The organism is Mesorhizobium terrae, assembly GCF_008727715.1.
In the GTDB taxonomy this organism is placed as follows: Bacteria; Pseudomonadota; Alphaproteobacteria; order Rhizobiales; family Rhizobiaceae; genus Mesorhizobium; species Mesorhizobium terrae.
Map to the genome: position 1 here is coordinate 311,555 of NZ_CP044218.1, position 12,897 is coordinate 324,451.

General features: G+C 64.7%; 11 protein-coding genes. 4 read left to right on the forward strand and 7 right to left on the reverse strand.

Annotated features, from left to right (window positions below; genetic code table 11):
* The first annotated feature begins 57 nt into the window (after positions 1-57).
* From FZF13_RS02915 to FZF13_RS02925, 3 genes are all read left to right on the forward strand, one after another.
* Positions 58-1,044, forward strand: a complete 987-nt coding sequence (locus FZF13_RS02915) for an ABC transporter substrate-binding protein (protein WP_024926092.1) — start codon at positions 58-60, stop codon at positions 1,042-1,044.
* A 176-nt stretch (positions 1,045-1,220) separates the two neighbouring features.
* The gene (locus FZF13_RS02920) at positions 1,221-2,000 is read left to right on the forward strand and encodes an ABC transporter ATP-binding protein (protein WP_024926093.1); all 780 of its coding nucleotides are present in this window, start codon (positions 1,221-1,223) and stop codon (positions 1,998-2,000) included.
* Positions 2,001-2,005: 5 nt separating this feature from the next.
* Positions 2,006-2,929, forward strand: coding sequence for an ABC transporter permease (locus FZF13_RS02925; protein ID WP_024926094.1), 924 nt, complete (start codon positions 2,006-2,008; stop codon positions 2,927-2,929).
* Between the two features lie 85 nt (positions 2,930-3,014).
* On the opposite strand, the gene FZF13_RS02930 is transcribed toward FZF13_RS02925, so the two are convergent.
* The 7 genes from FZF13_RS02930 to FZF13_RS02960 form a co-directional block, all read right to left on the reverse strand.
* Positions 3,015-3,527 carry a MarR family winged helix-turn-helix transcriptional regulator gene (locus FZF13_RS02930; protein WP_024926095.1) on the reverse strand — a complete coding sequence of 171 codons (513 nt, stop codon included), beginning with the start codon at positions 3,525-3,527 and terminating at the stop codon, positions 3,015-3,017.
* A 153-nt stretch (positions 3,528-3,680) separates the two neighbouring features.
* Positions 3,681-5,252: an indolepyruvate oxidoreductase subunit beta family protein gene (locus FZF13_RS02935; protein WP_024926096.1), complete on the reverse strand. Its 1,572-nt coding sequence runs from the start codon at positions 5,250-5,252 to the stop codon at positions 3,681-3,683.
* Positions 5,249-7,402, reverse strand: coding sequence for a thiamine pyrophosphate-dependent enzyme (locus tag FZF13_RS02940; protein ID WP_024926097.1), 2,154 nt, complete (start codon positions 7,400-7,402; stop codon positions 5,249-5,251). Before FZF13_RS02940 ends, FZF13_RS02935 begins: the two co-directional genes overlap by 4 nt.
* Positions 7,403-7,413: 11 nt before the next feature.
* Positions 7,414-8,010: a VOC family protein gene (locus FZF13_RS02945; protein ID WP_024926098.1), complete on the reverse strand. Its 597-nt coding sequence runs from the start codon at positions 8,008-8,010 to the stop codon at positions 7,414-7,416.
* Between the two features lie 56 nt (positions 8,011-8,066).
* Positions 8,067-8,552 carry a MarR family winged helix-turn-helix transcriptional regulator gene (locus FZF13_RS02950; RefSeq protein ID WP_024926099.1) on the reverse strand — a complete coding sequence of 162 codons (486 nt, stop codon included), beginning with the start codon at positions 8,550-8,552 and terminating at the stop codon, positions 8,067-8,069.
* Entirely contained in the window at positions 8,549-10,117 is a 1,569-nt protein-coding gene (locus FZF13_RS02955; protein ID WP_024926100.1) for a phytoene desaturase family protein, read from the reverse strand. The genes FZF13_RS02950 and FZF13_RS02955 overlap by 4 nt, the downstream gene beginning before the upstream one ends.
* 15 nt (positions 10,118-10,132) lie before the next feature.
* Complete coding sequence (locus tag FZF13_RS02960; RefSeq protein ID WP_024926101.1) at positions 10,133-10,924, reverse strand: cyclase family protein; 792 nt, start codon at positions 10,922-10,924, stop codon at positions 10,133-10,135.
* Positions 10,925-11,556: 632 nt separating this feature from the next.
* On the opposite strand from FZF13_RS02960, the gene FZF13_RS02965 reads away from it, so the two are divergent.
* On the forward strand, positions 11,557-12,312 hold the full coding sequence (locus tag FZF13_RS02965) for an MBL fold metallo-hydrolase (protein WP_024926102.1): 756 nt from the start codon (positions 11,557-11,559) through the stop codon (positions 12,310-12,312).
* Positions 12,313-12,897: the final 585 nt, after the last annotated feature.

The following is a 12,897-nucleotide window of genomic DNA, read 5'->3' on the forward strand; positions in this document are numbered from 1 at the left end:
TGATGCAGTCTGGGGCGCCGGGGAGAGACGGCGGCTTGCCAAATCTGGGAGGAAAACATGATTTTGTCGAAGTCCGGCTGGTTGTCCGGAATAGTACTTGCGGGTTCGCTCATCGCCAGCGTCGTCGCGGCGGCAGCCGACCCTATCCGCATCGGCATCGCCAATTTCGGCGAGCATCCGCAGCTCAACGCCTCGATCGCCGGCTTCAAGAAGGCGCTGGCCGAAAACGGCTTCGTTGAAGGCAAGGATGTGGTGTTCACCGAGAGCCACACCAATTTCGACGCCACGCTGGTACCGCAGATGATCGAAAAGCTGAAGGCCGAGAAGCCGAAGCTGATCTACACCGTCACCACGCCGGTCTCGCAGATCGCCAAGCAGCAGCTTGCCGGCAGCGGCATCAACATCGTCTTCACCGCCGTCACCGATCCGGTCGCGGCCAAGCTGGTCCCGTCGTGGGAAGCCGGCGACACCGGCATCACCGGCTCGTCCGACCTGCAGGACGTGGCGGCCGTGATGGAATTCACCAAGAAGCTTCTGCCGGAAGCCAAGCGTTTCGGCGTGCCCTATAATCCTGGCGAAGCCAATGACGTGGCCGTGCTGGAGAAGATCAAGGAAGCAGCCCCCAAGGCCGGCTTCGAGGTCGTTCCCGTCGGCGTCGACAACGTCAACGACATCCAGCAGCGCATCGCTTCGCTCAAGGGCAAGGCCGACGTAATCTACACGCCGGCTTCGAACCTCTTGCAGCCGGCGATTGCCGCCGTCTCGGCCGCCGCCCGCCAGGCCGGCATCCCGATCGTCAACTCCGACGACGGCGCCGTGCGCAAGGGTGTCGTTCCGGCGAGCTTCGCCGTCAACTACGAGCAGGTCGGCATGGCCGCCGGCAAGATCGCTGCGGAGATCCTGAAGGGCAAGGACCCCAAGGAAATCCCGCCGTTCCGTCCGGCTTATTCGGACCACAGCCCGCTGATCTCGAAGAAGGTCGCCGGCGAATTCGGCATCAAGATCCCGGCCGCGCTCGACGGCTGCAAGTGCTTCGCCGACTGAGTTCGGCAAGGTAAGGACTGCATGGCGGCGCCTGAACTGAACGCTCGGGCGCCGCTTCTTCATAACAACCGGGCGGCGGCCGATCGGGACGGACGACAACGCCTGACAGATTTCATCTGCGCATCGCATCCGGCAATCCAGGACGACTGCCGAAGCCTTGCGCCAGGAGGGCGCGGATGCTGGAAATCAAATCGGCACGCAAGATATTCTTCAAGGGACAGGCTGACGAGAAGATCGCACTCGATGGCTTGAGCCTGTCGCTCAAGACGGGCGATTTCGGCGTCGTCATCGGCTCCAACGGCGCCGGCAAGTCGAGCATGCTCAACGCCATTTCCGGCGCACTAGTGCTCGATTCCGGCCGTGTCCAGATCAACGAGACCGACGTGACGGGAATGCCCGTCCACAAGCGTGCGACCAAGCTCGCCCGGGTTTTCCAGGATCCGATGAAAGGCACCGCCGCCTCGATGACGGTGGCCGAAAACATGCTACTGGCCGATCTGCGCAGCCAGAAGCGCCGGCTGCGCCAGGGCCTCAACGCCACGCGCCTGGCCGCCTACAAGGAGCGTCTCTCGCTGCTCGGCCTCGGCCTCGAGAACCGGCTGGACACGCGCGTCGAACTGCTTTCCGGCGGCCAGCGGCAATCGCTTTCGCTGATCATGGCGGTGGGCGGCGAGCCGGAGCTCCTGCTGCTTGACGAACACACCGCCGCACTCGACCCGCGCACCGCCGACATCGTCATGAAGGCGACCATCCGTGCCGTCGAAGCGCTGAAACTCACCACGCTGATGGTGACACACAACATGCAGCACGCCGTCGACTACGGAAATCGCATCCTCATGCTCGACGCCGGCAAGGTCCGCCTTGAAATCGGCGGCGATGAGAAAAAACAAACCACCGTCGCGGACCTGATCGGCCACTTCGCCGTCAAGAGCGACCGCATGCTGCTGGCGAGCTGACCGATATGGCCATGATCCAGGATATCTTTTCGAGCTTCGTCGCGCTCGTTCCCGTCACGCTGGCGCAGAGCCTCATTCTGGCCTTCGTCGTGCTCGGCATCATGATCCCGTTCAGGATGCTCTCCTTCCCCGACCTGACCAGCGAAGGCGCCTTCCCGCTCGGCGGCTGCGTCGCCGGCGTGCTGCTCGCCGCCGGCCAGTCGCCGCTGACGGCGATCGCCGCCGCGCTGATCGCCGGCTTCATCGCAGGCTGCTGCACCGCCTTCATCCACCTGCGCTTCCGCATCCACACGCTGCTCGCCGGCATCCTGATGATGACGATGCTCTATTCGATCAATCTGCGCATCATGGGCCGCTCGAACCTTTCGGTGTTCGGCATGCCTTCGCTGTTCGAGTGGTCGCCCGTCGGCCAGCCCGGTTTCCCGAGCACCAAGATCGTCATCGCCGGGGCGCTGGGTCTTCTCGTGCTCGTCCTGCTCTATCTGTTCTTCAAGACGGAACGCGGCACCGCCATCCGCGCCGTTGGCGCCAATCCGGACATGGCCGAAGCGCAAGGCATCAATGTGTGGACCGCCACCATCGGCGGCGTCGGCCTGGCCAGCGCGTTTTCGGCGCTCAGCGGCTCGCTGATGGTGCAGAGCCAGGGCTTCGCCGACGTCAATATGGGCCTCGGCATCCTCATTAACGGCCTGGCCGCTTTGATGATCGGTGAGGCGATTACCGGCAAGCAGACAGTGCTGCGGCAGCTCGCGGCGCCCTTCGTCGGCGCCGTCGTCTATTACCAGCTGGTCTCGCTGTGCCTTGCCGCCGGCATGCCGCCGCCCGACCTCAAGCTCGCCACCGGCCTGTTCGTGCTTTTGATGCTGGCGCTGCCCAGCCTGAAGCGCGGCCGAGTGCCCGGTGCCGCCCGCGAGGTGATGCGGGAGTGACAAAGGCGGCCGCGCAGTGAACTGCGCGGCCGTTTTTCATGTCTGGGACGCGGGCGTCATCCGCCAGCGTGTCCAAGATTTCCAGTCAGGCGTCATCCGCCAGCGCGCCGCGGATCGAACCTTTCAGCTTGCCGAGTTCCTTCATCAGCACGTCCCGATCGCGCGCCGACAAATCCTTGAACAGCGCGCCGATCCAGTCGCCGTGGCGGTCGGCCATCTTGCGGAATTCCTTCCTGCCGAACTCGGTCAACGCGATGATCTGGACGCGACGGTCGGTCGGCGAGGTGGTGCGGCTGATATGGCCACTTTCGACCAGTCGCTCGACCAGCGCGGTGAGATTGCCGGCCGAAACCATCATGCGGCGCGAGACCTCGCCCAGCACCATGCCGTCTTCGGCGCGTTCGAGTTGCGCCAGAAGGTCGAAACGCGGCAAGGTGAAGTCGAATTCCTCGCGCAGCTGGCGTCGGATTTCGGCCTCGATCAGCGTCGTGCACGTCAACAGCCGCAGCCATAGCCGCGTCTCGTCGCCATGATCGGCCGGCGCCTCGACCGCCTTGGTCTCGCTGTCGACCCAGCCCTGGATATCCGTTTCAGCCATTGATGAACCGCCCCTGCCGCATGATGCGGGCGTCCTTATCCACTCGTGCGGCCGCGCATCCCGCACGACCAGCGGATGGCCTCGACTCCATCCGCGATGATCAAAGCATAAAGTAACTGCCCGGTCCGTCAATCAGGTCGGCCTCGATGGCGATCAGCCCGCCAGCTTGCCGGGATCGTCGGCGAAGGACCGCACCGTCCTGATGGCGCCGTCGAGCGCCACGCCGTCGGCGTCGGCCAAGGCCGCTTCGCGCAACCGCCTGATCCAGTCGGCGGCGTCGGTGCGCCCGCGCAACATGGGCAGGCAGGCCAGCACCTTGTCGAACTTGGACTGGCCGCGCGCATGCGTGTCGGAATAGCCCTTCACCAGCCGCCGGCATTTCAGCACCTCGACGCCCAGCGCGTAGTCGCCGCTGCGCTCGGTCTCGGCGACATTGAGCCATGCCTGCATATGCGTGGTCTCGACCCTGTGCCTCAACAGTCCGCGCCGCCAGCGGCGCATGCCGGCAACCGTCCACAACATGCCGAAACCGAAGACGCTGTCGGTGCGGATGCGCCGGCCACGGTCGACGAAGCGGTTCAGCGCCTTCATCAGCCTTGGCCGCGCCTCGATGGCGGCGCCGAGGCCGGCGGGCAACGCGCCGCAGATTTCCTCCATGCGCGGGTGGAAATATTCGGTGGTGGCAAGCGTCTGGTTTTTGCGCAGATGCACCTCGTCGCGTACGCGCCGCGAGCGCTCCGACCGGGTCTTCAGGTCGGCGACGCGAATGATGTCGTCATAGACCATGGCGTTGGCAACGTATTTCGCCGCTTCCCGCGCAAACGCGTAGCCGTCGGCCTCGGTGTCGACGGCTACGATGCCTTCAAGCCGATCAAGATATTCATCGCCATAGGCAAGGTCGAGGAAATCGACCACCTTGCGCAGGCCGGGTTCCGCCATTTCACGAACGGGCTGCGGCAACGCCGCGGCGCGCGCGGACAAGGCCTGCCATCCCCGCTCCAGAGACTTGGGCAGAGCGGTGCCTTCGGCTTGCTTCGGTTTCGCGCCAGTCGCGGCAACCGGCGCTTCGACGCCGGTGGCGCGGTCGTAGCCGAGCGCGAAGGCGGCCAGGCTTGCCTCGGTGCCCTTGCCGCCGGCCCGGATCGTCGCCTCGAAGGCCTCGCGGGAGAATGGCAGTTCACCCGAGCCTGCCAGCGCCCCGAACAGGCTCGCCGAAACAACGCTGCCGGCTTTCTTGGCCATCTCTTCCATGTCGAAATGGATCAGCCGCCTGGCGGCCTCGCCGGCGCGACGCGACACCGTGTCGGAATCGGCACGACCATCGCCCGGCACGATCTTTTCCGACACTGCCAGCATGCGGTGGCTGGAGGCGATCAAGGCGGTGCGGTCAGGCGTTACGAAGCCGCGCAGCACAGCCCGGCCCGCCTCGGCAAGCTCGGCGGCGATCAGAATATCGACGTCGCCCGGCGACGGGCTGAGCGACAGCACCGGACGGTCGTTGGGCCGCGCCGGATCGCGCGGCAGCATCTCGACATAATAGATGGTGGCGCCGGTGCGCTGGGCGACGCCGGCCACCGAGGTCGATTGCACATGCCAGCCCGAACGCTGGGCAACGTCAGTCACCCAGCCAGAGAGCACACCGCCGCCCTGCCCGCCCACGGCGAGGATGCAGATCTTGACGATACGGCCGGTGGTATCCGGACCTTCCGGCAAACCGAATTTCATGCCGAGACATCTCCGAAGACGGGCCGCCTGCGCTCGCGCCAGCCTTGCAGCGCCGCGATGACGCGCTGGCGCAGACCGAACCAGAAGCGGTCCCAGCCGGTCGGGTTCGAAACCACGTCAGCCTGATAGAAGGACGGGCAGAGCACAGCGGCGTCCGCCACCTCGCCGCAATTGCCGCAGCCGACGCAATTCTCGTCGATCGCCGCCACCGGGTCGTCGCGCAGCGGATCGTCGAGATGCTTGACCGTCAGCGACGGACAGCCGGACAGGCGCATGCAGGCGTGATCGCCGGTGCAGACGTCTTCGTCGACGCCGAATTTGGTCTTGACCATGCGCTTGCCGTCGGCGATCGCCTTTTTCTTCAGCGGCGCCTCGCGGCGCTGGCGATTGAGCATGCATTCGGACGAGGCGACGATGACCTTCGGTCCCTTCTCCTCCGTCGTCAGTGCCTCCTTCAGCGCCTCGCGCATGGCGCCGACATCGTAGGTGCGCTCGATGTGACGCACCCATTTCACGCCCATGCCCTTGATGGCATCGGTGATCGGATGCTTGGTCGACTTCGTGCGGTTGGAGGCGCGTGACGACAGGATGTCCTGCCCGCCGGTCGCCGCCGAATAATAATTGTCCACCACCACGATGACGCCGTCGTTCTTGTTGAACACGGCATTGCCGATCGAAGACGTCAGGCCATTGTGCCAGAAGCCGCCGTCGCCGACGAAGGAGATGGAGCGGCGCTTGGCGTCGGGCGAATTGAAGGCCGACGCCGAAGCGGGCCCCAGACCATAACCCATCGTCGTTGCCCCCAATTCGAAAGGCGGCATGATCGAGAACAGGTGGCAGCCGATGTCGGAGGCGATGTGATGCTTGCCAAGCTCCTGCTCGGCAAGCTTGGTGGCGGCGAAGATCGGCCGCTCGGGACAGCCGATGCAGAAGCCCGGCGGGCGCATCGGCACTGTCTTGGCGAGATCGTCGAAGATCGGCGGCGCCGGCACGTTGGGCGCGCGGATTTCCGGCGCCAGCATGTCGCCGGCGTGCTTGCGCATGAAGGCACCGATGCCCGACAACATGACGTCGCCGGAATATTCGCCGGCCATCGGCAAAACACCCTTGCCTTCCAGCTTCACCGTGGCGCCGGCCTTGTAGAGCATCGAGCCCAGCGCCTGCTCGATATAGTCGGGCTGGCCCTCCTCGACGATCAGCACCGCGTCCTTGTCGGCGCAGAAGGCGGTGAGGTCGTCCTCGACCAGCGGATAGGTGACGTTGAGCACATGCAGCGGCACTTCCGTCTCGCCATAGACGTCGGCGAGGCCGAGCCGCTGCAGCGCGCGGATGACACCGTTGTACATGCCGCCCTGCATGACGATGCCGACTTTGCCGGAACCGCCAAAAGTCTCGTTCAACCTGTGGCGCTTGACGTAGTCGATCGCCGCCGGCAGGCGTTTGGAGATCTTTTCCTTCTCATGCAGGAAAGAGGCTGGCGGCAGCACGATGCGCTGGGTGTCGCGGCGCGGATTGTCCAGCGCGTCGGCGACCGTCATGGCGGGCCGGACATTGTCCTTAGCCGTGAAGGAACCATGCACGTGGCAGCAGCGGATGCGCACCTGCAGCATGACCGGCGTGTTGGAGGCTTCCGACAGTTCGAAACCATGTTCCACCGCCGCGACGATGGACGGCAGGTTCGGGCGCGGATCGAGCAGCCAGACCTGGCTCTTCATGGCGAAGGCGTGGCTGCGCTCCTGCATGATGGAGGAGCCTTCGCCATAGTCTTCGCCGACGATGATCAGCGCGCCGCCGGTAACGCCGCCAGAGGCCAGATTGGCCAGCGCGTCCGACGCGACATTGGTGCCGACCGTCGACTTGAAAGTGGCGGCACCGCGGATCGGATAATGCACCGAGGCCGCCAGCATGGCGGTCGCGGTGGCTTCCGAGGCGCTCGCCTCGAAATGCACGCCGAGTTCGCCGAGGATTTCCTGCGCGTCGGCCAGCACATCCATCAGATGGCTGATCGGCGCGCCCTGATAGCCGCCGACATAACCGACGCCGCACTGCAGCAGCGCCTTGGTGATGGCGAGAATCCCCTCGCCGGTGAATTCCTCGCCGCCGCCCAGTTTGAGTTTCTGGACTTCCTTGGCGAATGAGCGCTCTGCCATTGGGGTAACCTCTACTTGGCCGGGTCCGTGTTCGACCACAACACCGGGCCGCCATTCTTCTCGTAGGCCATGCCCTTCGGAAACGAGATGGCCTCGAGTTGCAGTCCCCACGGCGCGAAGAAGTAAAGTATCGACTGGCCTGCCGCGGGGCCGTCATTGACGGGCAGCGGCCCCTTCAGCGTGCGAATGCCCTTGGCGGCCAGATACTTCGCGGCAGCGTCGATGTCGTCGACGTAGAAGGCGATGTGGTGTCCGCCATCGTCGGAATTGCGTGGCCGCACCTCCTTCTTGTCGGGTGCGCTGTAGTCGAACAGCTCGATGTTCGAACCTGACGCGCAGCGCAGCAGCGTGATCTGGTTGATCACCGCGCGCGGGTCGACATCGACCAGGTCCTTCATGAATTCGCCCTTGTCGTCGCGGAAGGGGCCGAAGCTCATCGCCTTCTGGCATCCCATCACGTCGACGAAGAAGGCCTCGGCCGCCTTTATGTCCGGCACGGTGAGACCGATGTGGTTGATGCCGCGAACCCCCGGCATCGGCTCGGCGGCAGCATTCGTTACGCAAGCGGCAGAAGCCAGCAAAACGGCGATCAGTAATTGTTTGCCCATGTCGTTCCCCTTGTTGAAGCCACGCGCCAGCAACGGCCGTTTCCGGTTTGCCGCGCCTAGAATTCGTGCTTGCGCACATTCACCAGCATCTTCTGCAGGGTCGCCACGAAGGCTGCCTGCTCGGCCGCGTCGATGCCGGCGAACATATGGTTGTAGGAGTGGCGCATGGTCGGCCACAGCGTCTCGAAGGCGGCACGGCCGGCTTCGGTGATGGAGATGCGCGTGGCGCGGCTGTCTTCGGGATCGACGGTGCGGCGGACCAGCCCGTCGGCCTCGAGCGCATCCAGCGCACGGCTCAATGTCGATTGTTCGACCACCGCGTAGACCGCAAGCCTGCCGATCACCAGATTGTCGATCACCGACAATACGGCCAGCGCGCGCATCTTCGGCGTGGTCAGGCCGAGCTTGGCCAGATCCTCGCGCAGCGAAGCGTTGTAGCGGCCCATGATGCGGTTCATCAGGTAGGGCGCGAATTGCTGCAACCCGATTTCGCCGAGGCGCGGGCCGTCGACGTCGTCGCTGATGGTCGTGCGTTCGTTCACCGGAACTCCTTGGTCACGAGGAAACCCGATCCACCACCGAGACCAGGGCCCGGATGCGTCGAGGCCCCGATATGATACAGCGATTTGATCGCGCTGCGGTGATTGACCGAACCGGCGAACGGCCGCCACACGAAGAATTGGTCGATCGTGCAAGCGCCGCCATAGGGATCGCCGCCGACCAAATTGATGTTCATCGCTTCGAGATCGGCCGGCGAATAGGCGCGTCGCGCCAGCACGGTTTCGCGGAAACCTTCGATATGATTAGCCAGGATCGCCTCGAGGCGGTCGGCGAAGGCCTCGCGCGTCGCCTCGTCCCATGTGCCTTGCGTGGCGATCTGCCCGGCCGCATCGCCCTTGATGGCGCGCGGCGCATCCGGAACCTGGATCCACAGGATCGCCTTGCCTTCCGGGCAGCGCGACGGATCGAGCGAAGCCGGTTGCCCGACACACATGGTCGGCGTTGCCGGTAGCAGGCTGCGGGTCGCCTCGTTGTGCGATTTGGAAACCGCGTCGATGCCGTCGGTGAGATGGATGAGCGCGACCTTTTCCAGACCCTCGGTCCGCCAGCGCGGCGCACGATCCAGCGCATAGTGCAGTTGAAAATTGCCGCGGCCATGACGGTAGGCGCGTGTCGCATCCTTTGCCGGAGATGGAGCATCGGTATCGAGCAGGCGCCCATAGAGCTGGCTCGGCGCGACGGAAGCGATGACGGATTTCGAGGCATCGATTTCCTCTCCGCCGGCCAGCCGAACGCCGGCAGCCTTGCCGCCGCGAACCAGGATGCGCTCGACATCCGCACCGGTCCGGATCACGCCACCCTGTTCCTCGATCAGCGCGCGGAACGCCTCGACCGCCTTGCCGGCACCGCCCTTGACGATAGGCGCGCCAGCCGCCTCCAGGGCAAAGGCGATGACCTTGCCCATCTGGGCGGAATAGGTGTCTTCCGGAGAGAGCCCGCAATGCAGGGCCCACGGCGCGTGCAGGGCCTGTATCCGCGGCGACTTGTAGTTTGTTTCCAGCCAGCCGCGTGCCGGCGCCAGGGCCCCGCCGAAATAGTCGACCAGCCCACGCAACCCGCGCCGCCACGCCTCGCGCGCCAGAAGCTTCGCCGTGGCGAAGCTCCACAGTTGTCCGCCGAGCAAGCCGAACAGCAGTTCGGCGCTGGCCTCGATCGAACCGACATCGACGGCATGGCGGTCGCCGTCGCCGGACGAAAGCGCATTGAAAGCCTTCACATTGGCGGCGCGGTCGGTGGTCAACACCACGCTCGATCCGTCGGGACGCAGCGCCGCCGTCGGATGCGGCGTGTGGCAGAATTCCAGGCCGTGGCGGGCAAGGTCCTGCCCGAGCGCAGCGTGAGCCGGCCCGGTCAGGAACAGAACGAACGTGGCCGCCATCACGTCATGCGTGAAGCCCGGAAGCGTCGCCTCGGTGCTGAACATGCAGCCGCCGAGGCGCTGCTCGCGCTCCAGAAGCAGCACCCGCGCGCCCTGTTTCGACAGCATCGCCGCCGCCACGAGGCCGTTGATGCCGCTGCCGATGATGACGTGATCGTAAGCCACGATGATCGGCCTCTACAATCAGCCCTTCGGCACCAGGGCCATGGCACGCACGGGGCTGCCGGTGCCCTTGACGATCTTGAGCGGCGCGGCGATCAGGATCGCGCCCTTGGCGGGCAACTTGTCGAGATTGCACAGGCTGGCGAGGCCGTAGCGGTTGGCCTTGTGCATCAGATTGTGCGCCGGGTATGGCGGGTTCATGCCGCCGGCGGCACCGGCGTCGGTGCCGATGCACTGCGTGCCCCAGCCGATGGCGCCGCGCTCGATGATGTATTCGATGGCGTCGACCGTCGGTCCCGGCGAATGCGGGCCATTGGCGTCGGCATTCAGGAAGGCGGCCTCCGAACCGTTGCGCTTGTCCCAGTCGGAACGCATCACCACCCACTCACCCTTGCCGATGGCGCCGTGCTTGGCTTCCCAGGCCCTGATGGCGTCGGCGGTGAGCAGATAGTCGTTGTTGGCGGTGGATTCCGCTGCACAATCAATGACATTGACTGGCGCGACATAGTTCTGCACCGAGATGGTGTCGGTATAGCCGTCCGAATATTCCTTGCCGGTGATCCAGTGGTGCGGGGCGTCGAAATGGGTGCCCGAATGCTCGCCGATCTTCAGCCAGTTCCAGGCCCAGAACGGGCCGTTCTTGTCGTATTCGGAGATGGTGTGAATCTCGATCTTGGGCGTGTCGACGGCGAATTCCGGCGGCAGCTTGAGCAAGGGCGTGTCGGGCCCGAGCGGGGCCGAGAGATCGACGACCTCGATCTTTCCACTCAACAAAAGCTCGGCGAAATTGGCGAGCGCGGCGGCTGCGGTCATGGACGGTTCCTCCTGATTGCGTATTCTTGATCTTCTCGACCGGTTGCTCGACAATCGCGCCCAGACCGGCTCTCCCAAGGGGAGGCTAGCGCAGTTTAAATGCGTTTGCAAATATCATTTTAAGGCTAAAATAATTGGCCTCGCAGGCTGCTTTTGCTGCGATGCGGTAGCTTCGTGGCGGCGCCCGCCAATCGGAAACCCGCGTGAAAACATGTGTTTGCATGTATTTTTCCGGCGGCGCCCGTCCCGTGGCGAACCGGATCGCCGCAGTCGTCCGGCGCGCCGGCGACCGCGCGATGTGAACACGAAGCTGGTGGCGGCGCCGGAGTCAAAAAATTTTGGCACGCGCCATCAAGGCTTCGCGGGAAACGGCGTCTGCGAGGCCCCTGTTTTTATTCACAGGCCGCGATCTGCCCTCAAAATGGCCCTCGACTTCTTAACGTCCCGCCGGTTTTCACGAAGAAACATCCATGCCGCGTTGCTGGCCCTATCGCTGGTCCTCGCCATGACGACACGCGCGGTTAAGATGCCGGAATCGCCTTCCGCCCGCCGACCTGTTTTGCCAAGCCAAGCTGTTCGGTAAAGCCGACCCGTTCGGCAAGGCCGACGCCCCAGACCCAGCCGAGGACATCATGAAAATTCGTCTCTTCCGAAACGCCGCGCTGAAGATCGAGGTCGCCGGCAGGACGCTGCTGGTCGACCCCGACCTTGGCGCCAAGCACAGCCGGCCTTCCTTTACCGGTCGTTCGCCCAACCCGATGGTCGACCTGCCGGCCAGCGTCGACGACATCCTCGACGGCGTCGAGTTGCTGATCGTCTCGCATCTGCACGCCGACCATTTCGACACGGTGGCGCAGGCGGTGATCCCAAAAGACCTGCCGCTGATCTGCCAGCCCGGCGACGAGGACAAGATCCGTGGCTTCGGTTTCAAGGACGTCACGCCGCTCACCTCGGAACTCACCTGGAACGGCATCAGGCTGACCCGCCGCGACGGCAGCCACGGGCTGGGGCCGGTGGTGGAGAAGATGGGGCAGGTGATCGGCTTTTCGCTGGAAGCGGCCGGCGAGCCGTCACTCTACTGGGCCGGCGACACGGTGCTTTATCCGCCGGTGGTTGAGACCATCGCCAGGACGAGGCCCGACATCATCGTCACCCATTCCTGCGGCGCGCGCTGGGACGGCGAGCTGATCGTGATGGACGATAGCCAGACCGTCGAGGTGGCGCGTTCGGCGCCGCAGGCCAAGGTGATTGCCGTGCATATGGAAGCGCTCGACCACGCAACGGTGGACCGCGCAACGCTGCGCAGAACCGCCGACGCGGCTGGCATCGGCCCGGAACGGTTGCTGGTCCCGGCCGATGGCGAGACGGTGCGGGTCGATAAAGGCTGAGGGATGTTCTGACGCCCTCATTCCGGGTAAGCCCTCAACCCGTTGGGAAGCATGGCTCGGGGCTGAAACTCGCGCTGACGGCGACAACTCGCCTCCCCTTCTCCCCCTGTGGGAGAAGGTGGCCGAGCCCTGGCGGCGCAGCCGCCTTGGGCGAGGTCGGATGAGGGGTGCTGGAAGAAACGAGACGTTTCAAAATCAGCATCCCCTATCGACACCGCCGTACATTCGCAAAGCAGCGCTCCGTCCAACACCCCTCATCCGTCTCGGCGCTGCGCGCCGATCCACCTTCTCCCGCAAGGGGAGAAGGAAGGCGCGCCGCGCTCGCCTTGATCTCCATGGTGCAATTGGCCTCCCCCACTTCCCCGACGCCACCGGCGCACCATATTGAATGGACACGACCGGCGAAAACCATTCTCATGCGCAGGCAGGAGACGGCGACAAGGCAGATCAATTCCGGAGAACTGAAACGACATTCTACTGATCGCCTTTCAAAGGAAATTTCTTCCTTCGACAAAGAGCGGTCGCTTCTGCGATCAGGACGCATGCCGGACAGCGATCCGGCGACCCCGAGAGGGAGCCCCCCGA